Raw genomic sequence first — 22,434 nt, 5'->3', positions numbered from 1 at the left:
TAGAAGCGATGCGGATTTCCAGCGCCCAGTTCTTCCAGCTGAACGTTTCACAAATGAACGATCAGCAGGCCCAGCTTGCGCAGCTGTATCAGCAGATCTCGAGCGGTGTGAGCCTGCAGACCGCGGCGGACAATCCTGCCGGCGCGGCGCAGGCCGTGCAGCTGTCGATGACGTCGGCGACGCTGTCGCAGTACGCGACCAACCAGAGCGCGGCGCTCGCGTCGCTGCAGGCCGAGGACCAGACGCTGCAGAACGTGAGCACCGTGCTGACGAACACGCAGTCGCTGCTCGTGCGCGCCGGCGACGGTTCGATGTCCGACAGCGACCGCTCGGCGCTCGCCACGCAGCTGCAGGGTTACCGCGACCAGTTGATGACGCTCGCGAACACCAACGACGGCGCGGGCAACTACCTGTTCGCCGGCACGAAAAATTCGGCGGCGCCGTTTTCGACGACGGCGAGCGGCAGCGTCGTCTATGTCGGCGACACCGGTACGCGCCAGGTGCAGATCGCCGATTCGAGCACCGTGTCGCAGGGCGACACGGGCGCGGCCGTCTTCATGTCGGTGCCGGCGATCGGCAGCTCGCCGGTGCCGTCGGCCGGCGCGGGCAACACGGGCACCGGCACGATCGGCGCGGTCACAGTGACGAACCCGTCGATCGCGACGAACGGCCATCAGTTCTCGATCAAATTTGGCGGCACGGCCGCCGCGCCGACCTACACCGTGACCGACAACTCGGTCACCCCGCCCACCACCACGCCGGCACAGGCCTATTCGTCGGGCTCGGCGATCTCGCTCGGCGGCGGAATGACGGTGGCGGTGTCGGGCACGCCGGCCGCCGGCGACACGTTTGCCGTTGCGCCGGCGCCTCAGGCGAGCGGCGGCTCGGACGTGTTCTCGACGCTCGACGCGATGATCGCGGCGCTGAAGACGCCCGTGACGGGCAACGCGGTGGCGGGCGCGGCGCTGAAGAACGCGCTGATGACCGGCTCGACCAAGCTGGGCAACACGATGCGCAACGTCACGACGATCCAGGCATCGGTCGGTGGCCGCGAGCAGGAAGTCAAGGCGATGCAGGCCGTCAACCAGACCGCGTCGCTGCAGGTCACCAGCAACCTGTCCGACCTGACGAGCACCAACATGGTGACGACGATCAGCCAGTTCCTGCAGGTGCAGAACGCGCTGACGGGCTCGCAGAAGGCGTATGCGCAGTTGCAGAACCTGTCGCTGTTCCAGTACATCAACCCCTGATGTCAGCCGCGCCGGCTGCGATGTGAGCGCCCGCTTGCGTCGCGGCCGGCGTCGGTCGCCGCCCGGTCGAGTGTCTGCTCGGGCGGCTGCTGTATCAGGTCGCGCGCTGGGACGTCGACAGCTCGCAACTTTCAGTGGCGTTGATTTCGGCCGCACGGACCTTGACCTTGCGCGTTGTCGTCACGGTGGCGATCGCCAGCATCGCGGCCGCCACGATGCAGACGGCGCGCGGCTGCGGACACGCCCAAAGCAGCGCTTGCGCGCCGGCCTCCCCGAACGCGCCCGCGACCCAGATGGAGCCAAAGTAGCGGCTGCGCGCATGCGCGGGAGCGTGTTCGGAAACCAGGTGGTAGAGCACCGGGATCGACAGAAGTTCGCCGATGCTCAACACGACAATGCCCACGCCGACGATCCAGCCGGCGGGTGCGGTTCCCACCAGCGCGACGCCGACGGTGGTCAGCGCGAGTCCTGCCGTCACACTGGACCAGGAGATACCGGTCCTTTCCGGGCGGCGCAGCGTCCACAGGTAAGCGAGCAGGACCGTGGCCGAATTCACGCCCAGCCAGACGTTGCCTTGCGTGCGCAACTCGAGTTCGGCTGCAATCAGGGGGGCGCTGGAAAAGATCATCGTGTAGCACGCCCAGATCGCGCTGAACAGGATGAACACCCTCAGGAAGATCGGGTCGTGCAGGGGTGCGAACCAGGACGCGGATCGATGCTGTGCCGGCATCGCGCGTGATCCTGCCGAGGAAGCGAGTACGGTCACCAGTGCGACGCCAGCCGGAAGCAGGAGCCACAGGCATGCGTTGCCGAAGGCAGGCCACAGGACAAGCGGGCCGGCCAGCGCCCCGACGTTGATCAACAAATAGTGCGTGGAAAAAGCGCGGCTGCCGGCCGGGCCTGATACCTGGCTCAGCATCGAATAAATGACCGGATTCAGGAGCCCTCCACCGATTCCGACCAGTCCGCCCGCGAAGAACAGCGCTTGCGACGAGGTGGCCTGACACAGTGCCGCCAGTCCGAGCGCCTGTAGCAGCGAGCCGAAGGCGAGCGTCGAGCGTTTCGAATACCGGTCCGCGAGGAATCCACCCAGTAAAGGGAAGAGCCGGTAGCAGAAGATCTGGATCACGAAGAACAGCGCGAGCCCCGAATCATCCAGCCAGCCTGCCTGCCAGGCGGAAATGGGTTTGTTCGGCGCAATCGAGAAGAACAGGAGCTTGTCGAGCGCGTGAAAGGCGAGCAGCGTAAGCAGCGGTCGATTCATCGCGCGATCCTGACGACGACATCGCCCAGCACCGCCTGTACCCGGTCGGCCGCGATATCGGCCGTGTCACCGGTCACGATAACGAATGCGATCCGGTCAGCGGAGCTTTCGGGTGGACGAATGCGGTCCCCCGGTTTCTTTTCCAGCCCGCAATGGACGACGTAGTCGCGCCGAGTGACGTCGTCCCAACCGTCGAGCGCTTCCAGCACGCCTTCGCGCGGGGCAACGACGAACCCCACGGCCGCCGCCGCGTTTCGAGCGGGGGGCGTTGTTTCGGCATCACCCAGCAGCGCTCGCAGGTGGAGCTTGAACAGATCGATGCCGGTTGCGAGCGGGACCAGGTGCGTTGTGATGTGATCGCCGCCGGGGCGCGGGTTGGTCTCGATAATGCGCGGGCCAGTCGAAGTCCAGCGCAACTCGATGTGAAATACGCCGGTATCCAGGCCGAGCGCCTGCGTCGCGGAGCGGGCCGCGTCGAGCAGTGCCTGGCGTTGCCGCGCGGGCAGGCGCGCGGGGAATACGTGACCGATCTCGACAAAAGACGGCGGTGACGTCACCCATTTCTCCGTTACGCCGGCAAACCGAACGGTTCCGTCGACTAGCGCCAGCTCGACGCTGAACTCGCGACCGTCCGCGAACGCCTCGAGCAGGTACTCCGTACGGCGTGCCAGGCCGAACATGCCGAAGTCCGTTTGCTGCAACTGCCGATATGCAGGTTCGAGCGCGCTCTCGTCTTGCAGCAGCGTGACCCCCTTGCTCGACGCGCTGCTGGTCGGCTTGATCACGAGCGGGTAACCGATTCGGGCTGCCGCGGCTTGCGCGTCGTCCAGGGTCGCGACCAGTGCGTAGTCGAGCGACGGCGCCCCCGCCTGCCGATACGCGTGCCTTGCGAGATCCTTGTGGACGCCGCATTCGGCCGCGAGCGCGGGGACGCCGCGCAGTCCCAGCAAGGCGACCAGTTTCGCGGCTGTCACGGTGACGAACTGATTGCCGGCGACCACGGCTGCGATGGTCGGCAGCAGGTCTGCTTCGTCCAGCGCGTGCTTGACGGCGTGCGCGTCGTTTACCGGGCACACCAGCACACCACGCACCTGATCGCGATAGTTGTACTGATCCGGATGCGTCGCGTCGCTGGTTACCGCCCAGCATTCCAGGCCTAGCGCACGGGCCGCCTGAATGTAACCGAGGCCGAAGAAGCACGGCTCGATGATGAGAACCTTCATGGGTTTGCTCCTCTCGTGGCGCGCGCGCCCTTTGCCGTTCACGCACGCTCTGGATTACCGGCGGTCAGGCGTTCCCGTCTCTCCAGTTTTTATTGGCATTCGGATGCGTCCGCTCTCCGCTGTTCCGGAACAAGCGGGCTGCACGCTGTGATGCAGGCTTTCTCGTGTTGAGCTACTGTTTGAACTCGATGGATCCGTGCCGCCACGCTCACAGCGAGGCAGTCCAGATACTCTAGGGCGGGCGACCCCGGCCGTGAATTGGACGAGTTCGAATCTGCAGGGCTGCCGTTCGGCTGCCGCGTGCGCGTCCGCCGCTTGCCAGCCCCATTTCCGCTCCGTAAACTCGCGCCAGATTCCAGACCGGCGCATCCTCCGCAGCCGGCGACCGACAGGAGCCCTTTTCCCCATGTCCGATTCCTACTTCCCGCGCTGGCGGGTGCAACCGACCGGCACGGCCTCGCGCGTGGTCGGCCCCGACGAGCGCCTCGCGTGGCCGCAGATGGTCGCGATGGGCGTGCAGCACGTCGTCGCGATGTTCGGCTCGACCGTGCTCGCGCCGCTGCTGATGGGCTTCGACCCGAACCTGTGCATCTTCATGTCGGGCGTCGGCACGCTGCTGTTCTTCGTGCTGGTCGGCGGCCGCGTGCCGAGCTACCTCGGCTCGAGCTTCGCGTTCATCGGCCTGGTGATCGCGGTGACCGGCTACGGCGGCAGCGGCCCGAACCCGAACATCCCGGTCGCGCTCGGCGGGATCGTCGCGTGCGGCGTCGTGTACGTCGCGCTCGGCCTGCTGGTGCAGGCGATCGGCACGCGCTGGATCGAGACGCTGATGCCGCCCGTCGTGACCGGCGCGGTGGTCGCGGTGATCGGGCTGAACCTCGCGCCGATCGCGGTCAAGGGCGTGTCCGGGTCGACCTTCGAATCGGTGATGGCGCTCGTGACCGTGCTGTGCGTCGGCGGCGTCGCGGTGTTCTCGCGCGGCATGGTGCAGCGCCTGCTGATCCTCGTCGGGCTGGTGATCGCCTACGCGATCTACGCGGTCGCGACCAACGGGATGGGGCTCGGCAAGCCGATCGATTTCTCGATCGTCGGGCAGGCGGCCTGGTTCGGGGTGCCGAGCTTTCGCGCGCCGGTGTTCGATCCGCACGCGATGCTGATGCTCGCGCCGATCGCGGTGATCCTGGTCGCGGAAAACCTCGGCCACATCAAGGCCGTCAGCGCGATGACGGGCGCGAGCCTCGATCGCTACGTGGGCCGTGCATTCATCGGCGACGGGCTCGCGACGATCGTGTCGGGCAGCGTCGGCGGCACGGGCGTGACGACCTACGCGGAGAACATCGGCGTGATGGCCGTCACGCGGATCTACTCGACGCTCGTGTTCGCGCTCGCCGCAGTGATCGCGATCGTGCTCGGCTTCTCGCCGAAGTTCGGCGCGGTGATCCAGACGATTCCGGGCCCGGTGCTCGGCGGCGTGTCGATCGTCGTGTTCGGGCTGATCGCGGTGACGGGCGCGCGGATCTGGGTCGTCAACAAGGTCGACTTCTCCGACAACCGCAACCTGATCGTCGCGGCCGTCACGCTGGTGCTCGGCGCCGGCGACTTCTCGCTGAAGATCGGCGGCTTCGGGCTCGGCGGGATCGGCACCGCGACGTTCGGCGCGATCATCCTGTACGCGATCCTGCGCAAGGAAAAAGAACCGGGCCCGGTGGTCTGAGCGTTCGGCGGGCGGTGTGCCGCCGCCCGCGTCATCTTGTGCGTCGACCGTCGACGCGCTACGCGCCGACGTTCGACTGCGTCTGCAGCCACGCGCAGAACTGCGCGACGAGCGGATCGTCCGCCGGTGCGCGCGGCGCGATCCACCAGTAGCTGCGCGTCGCGATGCGCGGCCCCTCCAGCGGCATCACCAGCCGGCCGCTCGCGAGCTCATCGTCGATCAGCGGCAACGGGCCGAGCGCGACGCCCAGGCCGTCGACGGCCGCCTGCAGCGCCAGGTAGAAGTGGTCGAACGACTGCCGCTTGCGCCCCTTCATCGCCACGCCGGCCGCCGCGAACCAGTCGCGCCAGCCTTCCGGCCGCGTATCCGAATGCAGCAGCACATGGCGCGCGAGATCGTCCGCACGCGCGATCGGCGCGCGCTTGAGCAGTGCGGGGCTGCAGACGGGAATCACGCTTTCGTCGAGGAAGTGGCCGCTCGTGCAGTTCGGCCAGTGGCCGGGGCCGCGCCGGATCGCGACATCGAAGCCGTCGAGCGTATCGAGCGGCGCATTCGACGTCGACAGCTTCAGCTCGACGTTCGGCACGTCACGCTGGAACCGGGACAGGCGCGGCAGCAGCCATTTCATCGCGAAGGTCGGCAGCGCATTGATGCGCAGCACGCGTGCCGCGCCCGTGTTGCGCAACTGCTCGGTCGCGCGCGCGATGCTGTCGAATGCCGCGCGCACGGTGTCGAGGTAGCGGCGGCCTTCGTCGGTGAGCTTCACGCGCTTGCCGTAGCGGTGGAACACCGGCTTGCCGAGCCAGGCCTCGAACCCGGCGATCTGCCGGCTGATGGCACCGTGAGTCACATGCAGCTCGTCGCCGGCGGCGCTGAAGCTTTCATGTCGTGCCGCGGCTTCAAAGGCCCGAAGCGCGGAAAAGGGTGGGAGATCGCGTGCCATGCTTGTGATTCTAGATCACAAGGGCGTGCCGATAAAATCGTTTTGCCGGCATGCCGAACGGCGGTAACCTCGGGTCACCGTTTGATAAGGAACCCCATGCAATCCGCTTCTCCGCCGGCCGCCCCTCCGCCGGCCGCCTCACCCCGCGGCGTCGGCCTCGCCGAGCTGTTCACCGGTTTCCTGTCGCTTGGCCTCATGTCGTTCGGCGGCGCGCTGCCGTTCGCGCGGCGCACCATCGTCGAAGAGCGCAAGTGGCTCTCCGCCGACGAATTCACCGATCTGCTCGGGCTGTGCCAGTTCCTGCCGGGCGGCAACGTGATCAACCTGTCGGTGGCCGTCGGCATGCGCTTTCGCGGCGTCGCCGGCGCGTTCGCCGGCATTCTCGGGTTGATCGCGGGCCCGACGCTCGTCGTCGTCGCGCTCGGCGTGCTGTACGCGAAGACGCAGAACGATCCGCGCGTGCAGCATCTCTTTGCGGGGCTCGCGGCGGCGGCGGCCGGGCTGCTCGTCGCGATGGCCGTGAAGGTCTTGAAGCCGCTGCGGCATGCGCGCGCGGCGGCCGGCATCGCGGCGCTCGCGTTCGTCGCGATCGCGGTGCTGCGCATCCCGTTGCTGACCACGATGCTCGTGCTGACGCCCGTCAGCGTGTGGTTCGCGTCGCGCCGCCGCGACGCGGGCACGCCGCAGCCGGCGCCGGCCGCGGCGCGCGACGCGCAGCGAGGAGGCCGGCCATGACCGACACGCTGATCGCCATCGCGACGATCTTCAGCCAGTTGTCGCTGCTTGCGTTCGGCGGCGGCAACACGATCCTGCCGGAGATGCAGCGGCAGGTCGTCGACGTCCATCACTGGATGAGCGCGCACGAGTTCACCGCGCTGTTCGCGCTGGCCCAGGCGGCGCCCGGGCCGAACATGATGATCGTGTCGCTGGTGGGCTGGCACGTGGCCGGCTGGAGCGGGCTGCTGGTCGCGTCGCTCGCGAAGTTCGGGCCGTCGTCGATCGTCACCGTGCTCGCGCTGCACGCGTGGGAGCGCTTTCGCGACCGGCCGTGGCGCCGCTACGTGCAGCAGGGGATGATGCCGGTCACCGCCGGGCTCGTCGCGGCGAGCGCGGTTCTGATCTCCGAGGCGTCGAACCGCACCGCGATCCAGTGGGGCATCACGGCCGCGTGCGCGGTGCTCGCGTGGCGCACGCGCATTCATCCGCTGTGGCTGCTCGCGGGCGGCGCGCTGATCGGGCTCACGGGCATCGGGCAATGACCGGCGCACTTTGACCGCCCGTGCGCCATACTGGCGCGAATCTTCACGGGAGGCTCGATGGATCTCGACGGCGCCAGCCGCAATCTCACTGTCGCCGCGTTGCTGACGCTGTCCGGCGGCTACCTCGACGCGTACACGTATGTCGGCCACGGCCACGTGTTCGCGAACACGATGACCGGCAACGTCGCGCTGCTCGGCATCAACCTGTCGGCCGGCGATTGGGCCGCCGCGCTGCATCACGTGCCGCCGCTCGTCGGCTTCACGCTCGCGGTGTTCGTCGCGCACCTGCTCGGGCTTGCCGCGCAGCGCGGCTGGATGAAGCACACGGCGTTCGCGAGCCTGCTCGTCGAGATCGCTTTTCTCGGCGTCGCCGCGAGCGGCCTCGTCGGCGCGTCGAGCGCGTGGCTGATTCCGGGCATTTCGTTCGTCGCGACGCTGCAGACGCTGTCGTTCACCCATCTCGAGGAACTGTCGTACACGTCGGTGATGACCACCGGCAACCTGCGGCGCGCCGCGCAGAAGCTGTTCGTCGGGCTGATCCCGCGCTACGACGCGGGGGCGCTGCACGACTCGGCGCTGCTCGCGACGATCAGCTTCTGCTTCCTGGCCGGCGCGGTGGTCGGCGGCCTCGTCACGCGGCTCGCGCCGGAGGTCGCGCTGTGGGGCGCCGTGCTGCTGCTCGTCGGCGCGTTCGCGGAGATCGTGCGGCGCGCGTGGCGCCGGCACTCGGCCGACGGCGGGCCGGCCGCGGCGTGACCGCGCATCCCGCGGGCGCACCGGTGCGTGCGCTCCGGGGGCACCCTTGCGTCCGCCCGTTCCGCGGCACTGCCGCGCGACCCTTACAGACCCGACGCACCGTCAGCCGCGCGAGCGGCCGCTGCCGTGCGGCGCCCGATGCTGCCCGCTGCCCGCCGGACGCGCGTTGCCGCGCGCAACGTTGTGCGCGGGCGACAGTTCCGCCGTTACCGCACGTTTCAATTTCTTTCAGCGATTGCACTCGTCATATGATTCAGCCCACATCGCGCGCGCCAAGAACGTGAGCGATCGCCACCCGGTTGCGCACGCGGCCGGCCATGAATGGAGACACCTACAAAAGGGAAAGCTCATGAAGCAGACCACCCGACTCGCAGCCATCGCAGGGGGCGCCGCGCTCGCATTTGCCAGCCAGTACGCGGCCGCACAAAGCTCGGTCACGCTCTGGGGCGTCGCCGACGCCAGCATCCGTTACCTGACCAACGCCAACGCCAAGAACGACGGCCTGCTGTCGATGACCAACGGCGCGATCACGAACAGCCGCTTCGGCATCTACGGCACGGAAGACCTCGGCGGCGGCCTGAAGGCCGTGTTCAACCTCGAGAGCGGCGTGAACCTGCAGAACGGCGCGTTCGCCGACAGCGGCCGCCTGTTCAACCGCGCAGCGTACGTCGGCCTGCAGAGCCCGTACGGCACGGTGACCCTCGGCCGCCAGAAGACGCCGCTGTTCGACCTGCTGTCGGATACCTACGATCCGCTGACGGTCGGCAACTACCTCGAAAACGCATGGCTGCCGGTCGCACTCGGCGGCGGCCTGTATGCGGACAACCAGATCAAGTACACGGGCAAGTTCGACGGCCTGACCGCGAAGGCGATGTACTCGACCGGCACCAACTACGAATCGACCGGCGCGGGCGGCTTCTCGGGCCAGATCCCGGGTTCGCTCGGCAAGGGCAATGCGTGGGGCGTGTCGCTGTCGTACGTGATGGGCCCGCTCAGCATCGCGGCCGGCGCGCAGCAGAACAGCGACAACTCGGCGCGCAAGCAGACGATCTACCACGCGAACGTCGTGTATGCGTTCAGCAAGGCGAAGATCTACGCGGGCTACCTGCGCTCGAAGGACGACACGGGCTTCGTCGACAGCCTGCTCGCACAGCAGACGATTCCGGTCGCGAAGGGCACCGGCCGGATCGACGACGGCCCGTTCGCGGGCGTGAGCTGGCAGGTCAGCGCGCCGCTGACGCTGACGGGCGCGTTCTACTACGACCACATGCGCAACGCGATGACCACCAATGGCACGCTCGCGAGCGGCAACCGCTACGCGATCGTCGGCATCGCCGAGTACGCGCTCAGCAAGCGCACGGAAGTCTACGGCACCGTCGACTTCAACAAGACGAACGGCGCGGCGAACGTCGAGCTGCCGGGTCGCAGCAACCAGACCGGCATCGCGATCGGCCTGCGCAATATCTTCTGACGAACGTCGGAACGCATCGGCCGGCAGTGGTCCGGCCTGCATCGAAGGGGCGCCGCGAGGCGCCTCTTTTTTTCGTCATGCGAGCTTCATACGCGCGCACGACTATTCGGCGAATGCTTCATCACGAGACCCCCGCGCCGTAAGGGTTTCGTCGGCAATCCAGAACATACTTTTACAGTGCGCGCGCAGGCTTTCCGCTACGCTGCGTGCATCGCCCGTTGCGTGCCGCCTGGCGCGCGCGTGCGTCGTTCCGGTTGCGCTCGGCGAGTGCGGCCGGCCTGGTGCGTAACTTGTGTATCCGGTGATGACAATCGCGGTCCGCCGGTTTTTTTCGTGGGACGATGCGCTCACGATTTTCTTGAAAGGGGATGACGATGGGTATCCTGAACACCGTGGGTGAAATCGCTGGCGCGGTCGCGGCTGTCGAAGGCGCGGAAAAGCTGGATCCGGATGCGGGCCTGCTGACCAAGGCGGCCGCCGCCGTCGCCGGCTTCAAGGGTGCGGAAGCGATCGAAGGCATGCTCGAGAAGAAAAAGGAAGACCAGCCCGAACAGGCTGCAGACGACACGCAGGCGACGGACGGCAGCGACACGTCGCAGGCATGAGCATGGCGGCTGGTCCGTCCGTGGGCGCGCCCTTCGCGCGCCCGGGCGGACCGGTGCCGCGCAGCCGGCAGGTCGGGCATGCGGTCGATCGGTGACGCATGACACACCCGGCAGCTGGTTTGACCGGCGAGAGGCAACGTCTCTCGCCGTTTTTTATGGGGCGCGCGCCGGACTGCACCGTGCGCCGCAAGCATCCCGGATTCTTGCTATCGTGCCGTCATCCGAACTGCGATGAGGGAATGCGATGGATTTCGACTACGACCTGTTCGTCATCGGCGCCGGCTCGGGCGGCGTGCGGCTCGCACGCATGTCCGCGTCATACGGCGCGCGTGTCGGCATAGCGGAAGAAGAGCAGATCGGCGGCACCTGCGTGCTGCGCGGCTGCATTCCGAAGAAGCTGCTCGTCTACGCATCGCACTACCCGCATGAAGTCGAGGACGCGAAGGGCTTCGGCTGGCGCTTCGGCGCCGGCACGCTCGACTGGCCGGCGCTGATCGCCGCGAAGGATCGCGAGATCAACCGGCTCAGCGACATCTACATCAACCTGCTGCGGCAATCGGGCGTCGAGATGCACGTGGGGCGCGCGACGCTCGTCGATGCGCATACGGTCGCGATCGGCGAACGCACGATCCGCGCGCGCCACATCGCGATCGCGACCGGCTCGCGCCCGTCGATGCCGGCGCGGCCCGGCATCGAGCATGCGATCACGTCGCGCGAGGCGCTGTCGCTTGCCGCGTGCCCCAGGCGCATCGCGGTGGTCGGCGGCGGCTATATCGCGGTCGAGTTCGCGGGCATCTTCAACGGCTTCGGCAGCCACGTCGACCTGTTCTATCGCGGCGAGAAGATCCTGCGCGGCTTCGACGACGACGTGCGCCAGTTCCTGACCGACGAGATGACGAAACAGGGCGTCACGATCCATGCACGCTCGGTGATCGAGTCGATCGAGCGCGCGGACGACGGCACGTTGAGCGTGCGCGTCGGCGCTGCGCGGCACGGGCCGTACGACCAGGTGTTGTATGCGACCGGCCGCGTGCCGAACGTCGACGGCCTCGGGCTCGAGGAAGCGGGCGTAATGCTCGACGCGCGTGGCGCGATCGCCGTCGATGCGTATTCGGCGACGTCGGTGCCGTCGATCCACGCGATCGGCGACGTCACGTCGCGGCCGCAGCTCACGCCGGTCGCGACGCGCGACGGCGGGTTGCTCGCCCGCACGCTGTTCGGCGGGGCGCGCGTCGCGGCCGATCACGAATGGGTGCCGTCGGCGGTGTTCAGCCAGCCCGAGGTCGCGACGGTCGGGCTCACCGAGTCGACCGCGCGCGACCTGTACGACGGCGACGTCGATATCTACCGCACGTCGTTCAAGGCGCTGCGCCATACGCTGTCGGGCCGCGACGAGCGCACGCTGATGAAGCTGGTCGTCGCGCGCGACAGCCAGCGCGTGGTCGGCGCGCACATGGTCGGCCGCGATGCGGGCGAGATCATCCAGGGCATCGCGATCGCGATTCGCGCGGGTGCGACGAAGGCGCAGTTCGACGACACGATCGGCATTCACCCGACCGCGGCCGAGGAGTTCGTGACGATGCGGCAGAAGGTGGCGGATTAGCGGGGGCGCGTCGGCGCACGGCGACAACGGAACGGCTGCGCTTCGACGCGGCCGTTTCTCGTTGATGTGATTCGGTCAATGCACGCCGAACGCGTCGAGCAGCCGGTACCAGCTCATCGCGAGCACCAGCGCCGGCGTGCGCAATGCCTCGCCGCCGGGGAAGTCGCGATGGCGGATCTTGTCGAACAGGTCGAAGCGGCTCGCCTGTCCGTTGATCGCCTCGGCGATCAGCTTGCCCGCGAGCGCGGTCGTGTTCACGCCGTGCCCCGAGAACCCCTGCGCGAAATACATCGTCGGCGCGATGCGGCCGAAGTGCGGCGCGCGGTTCATCGTGATGTCGACGAAGCCGCCCCACGCGTAGTCGACCTTCACGTCCGCCAACTGCGGGAACGTCTTCAGCATGTCCGCCCGCATCGCCGCCGCGAGATCGCGCGGCTCCCGCGTCGAATAGCTGACCTTGCCGCCCCACACGAGCCGCGTGTCGGGCGCCGGCCGGAAATAGTCGAGCACGAAGCGGCTGTCGCAGATCGCCGCGCGCGCGGGCATCAGCGCGGCGGCGCGCGCGTCGCCGAGCGGCTCGGTCGCGATCACGTAGGTGCCGACCGGCATGATCTTCTTCGACAGCGCGGGCGCGAGCGTGCCGACGAAGGTATTGCACGCGAGCACGACGAAGCGCGCGCGCACGTTGCCGCCGCTCGTCTCGACGACATGCCTGCCCGCGACGTCGCGCACGCGCGTCACGCAGCTGTCCTCGTGGATCCGCACGCCCGCGTCGGTCGCCGCGCGGGCGAGGCCGAGCGTGTAGTTCAGCGGATGGAGGTGGCCGCTGTCCGGGTCGTACAGGCCGCCGCAATAGCGCTCGGACTGCACGTAGTCGCCGAGTTCGTCGGCTTCGACGAAGTGGAAGCGGTCGTAGCCGAAGCGCTTCGCGGCTTCGTCGCGCCAGCGCTTCAGGCCGTCGGCGTCGCGCTCGGTGTTCGCGGCGGTGAGATAGCCGGGCACCAGCGCGCAGTCGATGTCGTGCTGCGCGATGCGCGACTTTACGAGCGACAGCGTTTCGAGCCCCATGTCCCAGATGCGCTTCACGTCGCCTTCCGGCATGAATTGCCCGAACGTGTCGATGTCGCACGCGAACCCGCCGATCAGCTGGCCGCCGTTGCGGCCGCTCGCCGCCCATCCGACCCGCGACGCTTCGAGCACGGCTACCGAATGGCCGTGCTCGGCGAGGTTGAGCGCGGCGGACAGGCCCGTGAGGCCCGCGCCGATCACGCACACGTCGGCATCGATCGTGCCGGCGAGCGGCGCGTGGCGGGTCGTATCGTTGGCGGTCGCCGCGTAGTAGGACGCGACGTGCGGCTGGTTGGCGAATGTCTGCATGGTCAGGATAACGGAGGAGTTTGACTCAGAATAGCTCGCGCACGCGGTGGTACAGCATCCCGAGCTCGAGTGCGGGTTGCCGCCACGCGTCGCCGCCGGGGAAGCGCCGGTGACGCATGCGCGCGAACAGGTCGAACGCACGCGTGTCGCCGGCGATCGCGCCGGCGACCGCGCGCCCGGCGATGCCGGTGAGCGCGACGCCGTGGCCGCTGAAGCCCTGGACGTAGAAGAAGTTCGGATCGAGCGCGCCGAAATCCGGCGCGCGGTTGCGCGTGACGTCGACGAAGCCGCCCCACGCATGGTCGACGCGCACGTCGCCGAGCTGCGGGAACACGCCGACCATGCGGCGCCGGATCGTTTCGGCGAGCGTGGCGGGCGACGCGCCGGCCGAATTCGCGCGGCCGCCGAACAGCATCCGGTGGTCGGCCGACAGCCGGAAATAGTCGAGGAAGAAGTTGTTGTCGCACACGGCTTCGCGCTGCGCGATCAGTGCGTCGGCGCGCGCGTGGCCGAGCGGCTCGGTCGCGATGATGTACGACGCGATCGGTGCGATGCGCGCGGCCGTCGCGGCCGGCAGCACGCCGCCGGGGCCGGCGTTGCAGCACGACACGACGAAGCGGCAGCGCACGTCGCCCGACGGCGTGCGCACGACGGGCCGCTCGCCGCGCACGACGTCGAGCGCGGGCGTATGCGCGTACAGCGCGACGCCTTCGCGGCGCGCGGCATCGGCCAGGCCGAGGCAGTACTTGAGCGGATGCAGGTGGCCCGACAGCGGATCGTAGACGCCCGCGAGATAGCGCGTCGACGCGATGCGCGCACGAATCTCGCCGGTGTCGAGCCACGACAGCGACGGATGGCCCCAGCGCTGTGTTGCGGCGTCCATCCATGCGTGCAGGTCGTCGATGCGGCGCGGTTTCGTCGCGACCGTCAGGTAGCCGCGCGTGAAGTCGCAGTCGATCCCGTAGCGCGCGATCCGCTCGGCGATCAGCGCGACACCGTCGAGCGACAGCGACCACGCGGCGCGCGCGCCGTCGGCGCCGAGCTGCCGCTCGATCTCCTCGTCCTTCGCGAAGCCGGTGATCGCCTGGCCGCCGTTGCGGCCCGATGCACCCCAGCCGGGCCGGTGCGCGTCGATCACCGCGACGGACAGCCCGCGCGCGCGGCAGTCGAGCGCCGTCGACAGGCCCGCGAAGCCGGCGCCGATCACGCAGACGTCGACGTCGATCGTCCCGTCGAGCACGGGGTCGTCCACGGCGGGGCGCACGGCCGTCGCTTCGTAGTACGAGTCGCGCGCGAGCGCATCGGCGCGGCGGGTGAAAGACTGCGTCATGAATCCGGCTCCTTCGTTGCAGCCGGCGGCGGCGCGTCGCGCACCGTCATCCGGCCGGTAAAAACGGCGCGGGACGCCGTGCGTGCGGCACGGCGTCCCGCGCGGGCTGCGTCAGAACGAATAGATGAACTGCGTCGCGAGCAGGTCGTTGGACTTGCCGTACGACCCGTCGTTGCGCAGGAACACCTTGTTGTTCGCCCAGTCGTGGCGGTATTCGACCTTCACGGTGATCTGCTGGGTCGGATAGAACAGCAGGTCGAGCGCGACATCCTGGCGCACCGCGCCCTTGCACTCGAAGCCCAGGCCGCCGCCGGCCTTCGACTGCGCGAGGCAGTCCGCATCGACGCCGAATCCGTTGCTCGGGTCCATCCCGTTGCCGTTCAGCGCGATACCGCCGCCACCGCCGCCGTTCTTCGAGTTCGCGAGCAGGTCGTAGCGCAGCGTCACGCCCATGCGGCCGACCACCGGCGCGTTGAACTTGCGGTGCGCGAGCAGCGACAGGCCGTACCACTGCGCGAGGCCGCCGTTGAACGCCGCATGCTGCTGACGGCCGTAGTCGACTTCCGCGTTGTACTGAATATCGGCGAGCGTGTAGGTTGCGTCGAGTTCACCGAAGAAGAACGAACCGTAGCCGCTCGGTGCCGCTCCGCCCGGGCCGTAGTGGACGACACCGTTCGAATCGATCGCGCTCGCGAGCGTCTGGCGGCCGATGTTGAACGAACCGCCGAGATCGAGCGCGCTCGACCACGTGTAGTCCGCGCGTGCGGTGAAGGTCGGCACCTTGTTGCTGGTGGTGATCGGATCGCCGAGCGCGTTGGTGCCCGTCGTCGTGACCGAACCGTACGTGCGGTACTGCTCGTTGCCGAGGAAGAACTTCCACGCCCAGTTGCCCTTCGTGTAGTTCGCGCCGATCCCGACGTAGCTGCCCGGATCCGAGAAATCGTACAGCAGGTTGTGCGTGAGCGTGAGCATCTGGTTCGACTGCTGCACCTCGTAGCCGCCGAAGCTCGGGATCAGGCCGGCGACCAGCGTCGTTTCGGCGGTGATCGGCACGTTGATGACCGCGGTGTTCAGCAGGTTGTCGGTGATCGAGCCACGCGAATTCTGCAGCAGCGTGATGCCGTTGCCGCGGTTCGGCATCAGCGTGATTTCCGCCGACGGCGCCATCGGGCCGACGCCGAACGTCTTCTTGATGTCGAGGTAGAGATCGCCGAACGTGCTGTTGAAGTAGTTGTACGCGTTCTCGTGGTTCGCGAACAGGAACGACGACGTGCCGGCCGCGCGGTTGTAGATGTAGGTCGGATCGATGTAGCCGGTGACCGACAGGCCTGCGAGCGGGCCCGTGTTGGCCGCGTCCGTCAGCGAGTCGACCTTCAGCTGCTGGTTCGCGATCTGCTGCTTCATTTCGCCGACCTCGTCGTTGGTCAGCGTCGCCTGCGCCTTGCCGTAGTCCGGCGAGCCCGGGTCGATGGCCACGGCGGCCGGCGCGGCGCCGGCCCCTGCCTTCGTGCCGGCCTGCGCGGTCGCGGGGCCGCCCTTCGCCGACAGTTGCGCCTGCATCGCCTTCATCTGTTTCTGCAGCGCCGCGACCTGCGCCTGCAGCGCCTTGATCTCGGCGGATGTCGAGTCGGCCAGCGCGATGCCCGGTAACGCGCCGGCCACCAGCAGGCAGATCAGTTTCTTCTTCATTGCGGATTCTCCTTGTCGTGCGCCTGTCAAATCGGAATCGAATCGCGCGCCCCCCCTGGGGCAGCGCGGGTTGCTTGTCTGCAGTGCTTGTTATCTTTGAAGCCGGAAGCGGGGCGTCACGCCACCGCGAACGCCGCCTTCATGTCGGCGATACGGCGCCGTTCGCGCGCGATCATCATCCGGTTCACGACGATCACGCCGATCGTCACCGCCGTGATGAACAGCGTCGCCAGCGCGTTCATCTCCGGGTTCAGCCCCAGCCGCACGCGCGAGAACACCACCAGCGGCAGCGTCGTCGAGCCCGGCCCGGACAGGAACGCCGACAGCACCAGGTCGTCGATCGACAGCGTGAACGACAGCAGCCAACCCGACAGCAGCGCCTGCGAGATCAGCGGCAGCGTCACCACGAAGAACACCTTCAGCGGCGTCGCGCCGAGATCCAGCGCGGCCTCTTCCAGCGACTTGTTCATCTCCTTCACGCGCGACTGCACGATGATCGCCACGTACGACACGCACAGCATCACGTGACCGATCCAGATCGTCACCATCCCGCGCCCCTTCGGCCAGCCGAACATCTGCTCCAGCGCAACGAACAGCAACAGCAGCGAGATGCCCTGGATCACTTCCGGGATCACCAGCGGCGCGTTGATCATCCCCGTATAGAGCGTGAAGCCCTTGAAGCGGCCGAAGCGCGCGAGCACGAAGCCCGCCCACGTGCCGATCACGACCGATGCGGTGGCCGTCAGCAAGCCGATCTTCAGCGACAGCCACGCGGCGCTCAGCAGCTCGTCGTCGTCCAGCAGCGCCGAGTACCACTTCAGCGAGAAGCCCGACCACACCGTCACCAGCTTCGACTCGTTGAACGAGTACACGACCAGGCTGATGATCGGGATGTACAGGAACAGGAAGCCGAAGGCGAGGACGCCCGTCGACAGCGGTTTGCTCGGCTTGATCATTTCGCGTCCTCCAGTTCCTTGACCTGGTAGTACTGGAACAGCGCCATCGGCACCAGCAGCAGCAACACCATCGCGACCGTCACCGCGGACGCCATCGGCCAGTCCATGTTGTTGAAGAATTCATCCCACATCACGCGGCCGATCATCAGCGTGTCGGCGCCGCCGAGCAGCTCCGGAATCACGTACTCGCCCACCGCCGGGATGAACACCAGCAGGCTGCCGGCGATGATCCCGTTCTTCGACAGCGGCAGCGTGATGCGCGTGAACGCGACCCACGGCTTGGCGCCGAGGTCGTACGCGGCTTCGAGCAACGTGAGGTCCATCTTCACGAGGTGCGCGTACAGCGGCATCACCATGAACGGCAGGTACGAATAGACCATCCCGATGTAGACGCCCGCGTCGCTGTGATAGAGCCGCAGCGGCGTGTGGATGATGCCGAGCGCGATCAGCGTGTGGTTCAGGAGGCCGTCGTCCTTCAGGATGCCGATCCATGCGTACACGCGGATCAGGAACGACGTCCAGAACGGCAGCATCACGGCCATCATCAGCACGTTGCGGCGGTTCGGTTCCGAGCGCGCGATGTAGTACGCCATCGGGTAACCGATCAGCAGGCACAGCACCGTCGAGACAGCGGCCATCTTCAGCGAGCTGAGGTAGGTCGCGATATACAGGTCGTCCTGCAGCAGGAACGCGTAGTGCGACAGCTGCAGCGCGAAGTGCACGATGCCGTCCTTGATCTCGACGAGCGACGTGTACGGCGGAATGCCCATCACCTGGTCGGCGAAGCTGATCTTCAGCACCAGCACGAACGGCAGCGCGAAGAACACGGCCAGCCACACGAACGGCACGCCGATCGCGACGCTGCGGCCCGACGGCAGGAAGCGCGACAGCGCGGCAAGGCGGCCCGGGCGGGCGCGGGCGGCACCAGTGCTCGCGGCGCCGGTCGGCACCGGCGCGGACGGATTGGAGGCGGAGGTTCTCATCGTGGCGTCCTCACTGCGTCAGCACGACGCCGCTGGCCGGCGACCACGACACGAACACGTCGTCGTTCCACGCCGGTGCGTTGTCGTTCATCAGGTGCGAGCTCGACAGGTTCGACACCACCGTCTTGCCGCTCGGCAGGCGCACGTGGTACAGCGAGTAGCTGCCCATGTACGCGATGTCGGTCACGACGCCGCGCGCCCAGTTGTGTTTCGAGCCCGGCTTCTCGCGCGACACGTGAATGCGTTCCGGGCGCACCGAGATGCCGACCGGCATCCCGAGCGGGCCGGTGATGCCGTGGCTCACGTACATGCGGGCTTCGAGGTCGTCGCTTTCAACGAAGATGTGATCGGGCTCGTCCTCGACCACGCGCCCTTCGAACAGGTTGGTCGAGCCGATGAATTCGGCCGAGAAGCGGCTGTTCGGAAACTCGTACACTTCGCCCGGCGCGCCGATCTGCACGATCTTGCCTTCGCTCATCACCGCGAGGCGGCTGGCCATCGTCATCGCCTCTTCCTGGTCGTGCGTGACCATCACGCAGGTCACGTCGACCTTCTCGATGATGTTCACGAGTTCGAGCTGGGTCTTCTGGCGGATCTTCTTGTCGAGCGCGGACATCGGCTCGTCGAGCAGCAACAGCTTCGGGCGCTTGACCAGCGAGCGGGCCAGCGCGACGCGTTGCTGCTGGCCGCCGGAGAGCTGGTGCGGCTTGCGCTGCGCGTACTTGCTCATCTGCACGAGCGCGAGCGCATCGGCCACGCGCTCCTTGATCTCGTGCTTCGGCGTGCCTTCCTGCTTCAGGCCGAACGCGACGTTCGATTCGACCGTCATGTGCGGGAACAGCGCGTACGACTGGAACATCATGTTCACCGGGCGACGGTACGGCGGCAGCGACGCGAGGTCCTCGCCGTCGACGAAGATCTTGCCGGAGGTGGCCGTCTCGAGCCCGGCGAGCATGCGCAGCAACGTCGACTTGCCGCAGCCCGAGCTGCCGAGCAGCGCGAACAGCTCGTTCTTCGCGATCGTCAGGTTCACGTTGTCGACGGCGGTGCTGTCGCCGAATTTCTTCACGACGTTTTCGATGCGCACGAAGGCGTCGTTTTGCGTACGGGCCGCGGGGGCCGGTTGGGTCTGTCGTGCGGCAGCGGAAGAGGGTATCGATTGCATGGGATTCACCATTCGTTCTTCACGGATTGCAGGCGTGAGCGCCCCCGCGCGAGGCGCAAAACGCGACTCACGGGCGACGGCTCGTGCCGGATGGAACAGTGCGCGCGGCGCGCGCGGGCGGACGGAGGTCCGCGGATCTCAGGCGGGCAGGCTTGAAGCGCCGCCTGCGCCGCCGGAATTCAGGTCGATCAGTGGCCGGTCTTCAATTGGGCCCACAGGCGGTTCTCGAGGCGCAGGATGTCGGCCGGCATCGGCTTCATCAGCACCATCTTCTTCAGTACGTCTTCAGGCGGGTAGACGGTCGGGTCCTGTGCGACGGCCGGCGTGACGAACTGGTGCGCGGCCTTGTTCGCGGTCGGGTAGAACACCGTGTTGGTGATCGCCGCGTTGACCTTCGGATCGGACACGTAGTTGATCCACTTCAGCGCGCTCTCGGGGTGCGGCGCATCCTTCGGGATCACCATCACGTCGAACCACAGCAGGCCGCCTTCCTTCGGGTTCGAGAACTTGATGTCGTACGAACGCTTCGCTTCGGCCGAGCGGCGATGCGCGATGCCGACGTCGCCCGACCAGCCGAGCACGACGCACACGTCGTTGTTCGCGAGGTCGTTGATGTAGCCGGACGAGTTGAACTGGGTGATGTACGGGCGGACTTTCTTCAGGACTTCGAACGCAGCCTGGTAGTCGCCGGGATTCTTGCTGTTCGGGTCCTTGCCCATGTATTGCAGCGTGGCGGCGAACACGTCGACGGCCTGGTCGAGGAACGACACGCCGCAGCTCTTCAGCTTTTCCATGTTGGCCGGGTCGAACACCAGCGCCCAGCTGTCGACCGGCGCCTTGTCGCCGAGCGCCTTCTTCACCGCCTGCGCGTTGTAACCGATGCCGTCCGTGCCGTAGGCCCAGGGCACGCCGTACTGGTTGCCCGGATCGGCATCCGAGATCATCTTCATCAGCAGCGGGTCGAGGTTCGCGAGGTTCGGCAGCTTCGACTTGTCGAGCTTCTGGTACACGCCGGCCTGGATCTGCTTGGCCATGTAGTTCGACGTCGGCACGACGATGTCGTAGCCCGAACTGCCGGCCAGCAGCTTCGCCTGAAGCGTGTCGTCGCTGTCGTAGTTGTCGTACTTGACGTGGATGCCCGTCTGCTTCTGGAAGTTCGGGATCGTGTCGGGTGCGATGTAGTCGGACCAGTTGTAGACGTTCAGCTCGTCGGCCGCGTGTGCCGTCGGGCTGGCGACCGACGTGAACGCGGCCGCGGCGGCAAGGGCGGCAACGGAACAGGCTTGGCGAAGAAAGCAGGCACGCATGGTGGAATTCCCTTGGGTTATGGCGGCGTGCGGCGCCCGCCGCACGCCTGTAGGCAAAAACCGTTACGAAATACCCAGTTGCTGGGCGGTTGCATCGACTGCTTTTTTCGCCTTCGATACGAGTTCATCGATTTCCGGACGCGAGATCACGAGCGGCGGCGACAGCAGCATCCGGTCGCCGGTCGCGCGCATGATCAGGTTGCCGTTGAAGCAGAAGTCGCGGCAGATCGTGCCGACGTCGCCGCCGTTCGCGAAGCGGCGGCGTTCGGCCGGCGCCTCGGCGAGCTGCAGGCTCGCGACGAGGCCGTGGCCATGCACTTCGCCGACGATCGGGTGACGCGCGAATGTTTCGCGCATCAGCGCCTGGAAGTACGGGCCCGTGTCGTTCTTCACGCGCTCGACGATCCCTTCGTCGCGCAGCAGCTTCAGGTTCGCGACCGCGACGGCCGCCGCGACCGGATGGCCCGAGTACGTGAGGCCGTGGTTGAATTCGCCGTTGTCGATGATCGGCCGCGCCACGCGTTCGTGAATGCCGACGGCCCCCATCGGCACGTAGCCCGACGTGAGGCCCTTGGCCATCGTGATGAGATCGGGTTCGAAACCGAAGTGTTGGTGTGCGAACCATTCGCCGGTGCGGCCGAAGCCGCCGATCACTTCGTCGGCCACCAGCAGGATGTCGTACTTGCGGCAGATCCGCTGGATTTCCGGCCAGTACGTCGACGGCGGGAAGATCACGCCGCCCGCGCCCTGGAACGGCTCGCCGATGAACGCCGCGACGTTCTCCGCGCCGAGTTCGAGGATCTTCGCTTCGAGCTGCTGCGCGCGCGCCAGGCCGAATGCTTCCGGCGTTTCGCCGGCCGCTGCTTCGCCGAAGAAATACGGCTGGTCGATGTGCACGATGTGCTCGACCTTCGACGGCATCTGCTCGTGCATGTAGCCCATCCCGCCGAGCGTGCCGCCGGCGATCGTCGAGCCGTGATAGCCGTTCTTACGCGAGATCACATACTTCTTCTGCGGCTGACCCTGCACGCGCCAGTACTGGTGCACGAGGCGCAGCACGGTGTCGTTGCCTTCCGAACCGCTGTTGCAATAGAAGAAGTGGTTGAAGCCGGCCGGCGTGACTTCCGCGAGCATCGCGGAGAGCTCGATCACCGGCGGATGCGTGGTCTTGAAGAACGTGTTGTAGAACGGCAGTTCCTGGATCTGGCGATACGCGGCGTCGGCGAGTTCCTTGCGGCCGTAGCCGACGTTCACGCACCAGAGGCCGGCCATCCCGTCGATCACCTTGTTGCCGTCCGAGTCCCACAGGTAGACGCCGTCGGCCTTCACGATCACGCGGCTGCCGGCGCGGTTCAGCGCGCCCATGTCGGAGAACGGGTGGATGTGGTGCGCGGCGTCGAGCGCACGGTATTCGGCGGTGGTGCGCGCCTGCGTCGCGCGCGGTGCGGCGGCCGTGGCGCTCGGTGCGGCCGGCTGGACCCAGGCTGATTCGTTGCGATACGTCATGTTTCCTCCGTGATTCCGTATTCGGTCGGGTGC

The 22,434-nt window shown here is 67.4% G+C and carries 19 protein-coding genes; 8 read left to right on the top strand and 11 right to left on the bottom strand.

The window, feature by feature from the left end; all coding sequences use genetic code 11:
• The first annotated feature begins 8 nt into the window (after window positions 1-8).
• A complete protein-coding gene (flgL, locus tag CFB43_RS16600; RefSeq protein WP_089495790.1) occupies window positions 9-1,250 on the top strand; it encodes a flagellar hook-associated protein FlgL in 1,242 nt (413 codons plus the stop codon).
• 94 nt (window positions 1,251-1,344) lie between these two features.
• On the opposite strand, the gene CFB43_RS16595 is transcribed toward flgL, so the two are convergent.
• Both CFB43_RS16595 and CFB43_RS16590 read right to left on the bottom strand, forming a co-directional pair.
• Window positions 1,345-2,514, bottom strand: coding sequence for an MFS transporter (locus CFB43_RS16595; protein ID WP_089495789.1), 1,170 nt, complete (start codon window positions 2,512-2,514; stop codon window positions 1,345-1,347).
• Entirely contained in the window at window positions 2,511-3,737 is a 1,227-nt protein-coding gene (locus CFB43_RS16590; protein ID WP_089495788.1) for an ATP-grasp domain-containing protein, read from the bottom strand. The genes CFB43_RS16595 and CFB43_RS16590 overlap by 4 nt, the downstream gene beginning before the upstream one ends.
• A 406-nt stretch (window positions 3,738-4,143) precedes the next feature.
• Here CFB43_RS16590 and CFB43_RS16585 point away from each other — a divergent pair, with 406 nt between their 5' ends.
• Window positions 4,144-5,451, top strand: a complete 1,308-nt coding sequence (locus CFB43_RS16585) for a solute carrier family 23 protein (RefSeq protein WP_089495787.1) — start codon at window positions 4,144-4,146, stop codon at window positions 5,449-5,451.
• A 58-nt stretch (window positions 5,452-5,509) separates the two neighbouring features.
• On the opposite strand, the gene CFB43_RS16580 is transcribed toward CFB43_RS16585, so the two are convergent.
• Window positions 5,510-6,394 carry a transcriptional regulator GcvA gene (locus CFB43_RS16580; RefSeq protein WP_089495786.1) on the bottom strand — a complete coding sequence of 295 codons (885 nt, stop codon included), beginning with the start codon at window positions 6,392-6,394 and terminating at the stop codon, window positions 5,510-5,512.
• 96 nt (window positions 6,395-6,490) lie between these two features.
• On the opposite strand from CFB43_RS16580, the gene CFB43_RS16575 reads away from it, so the two are divergent.
• The 6 genes from CFB43_RS16575 (at window position 6,491) to gor (ending at window position 12,088) form a co-directional block, all read left to right on the top strand.
• Window positions 6,491-7,129, top strand: coding sequence for a chromate transporter (locus CFB43_RS16575; protein WP_089495785.1), 639 nt, complete (start codon window positions 6,491-6,493; stop codon window positions 7,127-7,129).
• Window positions 7,126-7,653 (top strand): chromate transporter, encoded by a 528-nt coding sequence (locus CFB43_RS16570; protein ID WP_089495784.1) that lies wholly within the window; start codon window positions 7,126-7,128, stop codon window positions 7,651-7,653. The genes CFB43_RS16575 and CFB43_RS16570 overlap by 4 nt, the downstream gene beginning before the upstream one ends.
• Window positions 7,654-7,710: 57 nt before the next feature.
• On the top strand, window positions 7,711-8,409 hold the full coding sequence (locus tag CFB43_RS16565) for a YoaK family protein (protein WP_089495783.1): 699 nt from the start codon (window positions 7,711-7,713) through the stop codon (window positions 8,407-8,409).
• A 349-nt stretch (window positions 8,410-8,758) separates the two neighbouring features.
• On the top strand, window positions 8,759-9,880 hold the full coding sequence (locus CFB43_RS16560) for a porin (protein WP_034190325.1): 1,122 nt from the start codon (window positions 8,759-8,761) through the stop codon (window positions 9,878-9,880).
• A gap of 374 nt (window positions 9,881-10,254) precedes the next feature.
• The gene (locus tag CFB43_RS16555) at window positions 10,255-10,485 is read left to right on the top strand and encodes a hypothetical protein (RefSeq protein WP_069249385.1); all 231 of its coding nucleotides are present in this window, start codon (window positions 10,255-10,257) and stop codon (window positions 10,483-10,485) included.
• A gap of 244 nt (window positions 10,486-10,729) precedes the next feature.
• Window positions 10,730-12,088 carry a glutathione-disulfide reductase gene (gene gor / locus CFB43_RS16550; RefSeq protein ID WP_089495782.1) on the top strand — a complete coding sequence of 453 codons (1,359 nt, stop codon included), beginning with the start codon at window positions 10,730-10,732 and terminating at the stop codon, window positions 12,086-12,088.
• 75 nt (window positions 12,089-12,163) lie between these two features.
• Here gor and CFB43_RS16545 read toward each other — a convergent pair whose 3' ends face one another.
• The 8 genes from CFB43_RS16545 to CFB43_RS16510 all read right to left on the bottom strand — a co-directional run bounded on the left by CFB43_RS16545 (window position 12,164) and on the right by CFB43_RS16510 (window position 22,401).
• The gene (locus CFB43_RS16545) at window positions 12,164-13,465 is read right to left on the bottom strand and encodes an NAD(P)/FAD-dependent oxidoreductase (protein WP_089495781.1); all 1,302 of its coding nucleotides are present in this window, start codon (window positions 13,463-13,465) and stop codon (window positions 12,164-12,166) included.
• A 25-nt stretch (window positions 13,466-13,490) separates the two neighbouring features.
• Entirely contained in the window at window positions 13,491-14,795 is a 1,305-nt protein-coding gene (locus CFB43_RS16540) for an NAD(P)/FAD-dependent oxidoreductase (protein WP_089495780.1), read from the bottom strand.
• A gap of 111 nt (window positions 14,796-14,906) precedes the next feature.
• A complete protein-coding gene (locus CFB43_RS16535; protein ID WP_089495779.1) occupies window positions 14,907-16,484 on the bottom strand; it encodes a DUF3138 family protein in 1,578 nt (525 codons plus the stop codon).
• Between the two features lie 116 nt (window positions 16,485-16,600).
• Window positions 16,601-17,440, bottom strand: a complete 840-nt coding sequence (locus CFB43_RS16530) for an ABC transporter permease subunit (protein ID WP_089473679.1) — start codon at window positions 17,438-17,440, stop codon at window positions 16,601-16,603.
• On the bottom strand, window positions 17,437-18,423 hold the full coding sequence (locus CFB43_RS16525; protein WP_089495778.1) for an ABC transporter permease subunit: 987 nt from the start codon (window positions 18,421-18,423) through the stop codon (window positions 17,437-17,439). Before CFB43_RS16525 ends, CFB43_RS16530 begins: the two co-directional genes overlap by 4 nt.
• A 10-nt stretch (window positions 18,424-18,433) precedes the next feature.
• Window positions 18,434-19,588 carry an ABC transporter ATP-binding protein gene (locus tag CFB43_RS16520; RefSeq protein WP_089495777.1) on the bottom strand — a complete coding sequence of 385 codons (1,155 nt, stop codon included), beginning with the start codon at window positions 19,586-19,588 and terminating at the stop codon, window positions 18,434-18,436.
• 188 nt (window positions 19,589-19,776) lie between these two features.
• A complete protein-coding gene (locus CFB43_RS16515; RefSeq protein WP_089495776.1) occupies window positions 19,777-20,895 on the bottom strand; it encodes a polyamine ABC transporter substrate-binding protein in 1,119 nt (372 codons plus the stop codon).
• A 63-nt stretch (window positions 20,896-20,958) separates the two neighbouring features.
• Window positions 20,959-22,401 carry an aspartate aminotransferase family protein gene (locus tag CFB43_RS16510; RefSeq protein ID WP_089457055.1) on the bottom strand — a complete coding sequence of 481 codons (1,443 nt, stop codon included), beginning with the start codon at window positions 22,399-22,401 and terminating at the stop codon, window positions 20,959-20,961.
• Window positions 22,402-22,434 lie beyond the last annotated feature (33 nt).

The sequence above is a fragment of the Burkholderia sp. AU15512 genome (assembly GCF_002223325.1).
Lineage (GTDB): Bacteria > Pseudomonadota > Gammaproteobacteria > Burkholderiales > Burkholderiaceae > Burkholderia.
This window is presented reverse-complemented; position numbering and strand designations above follow the sequence as displayed.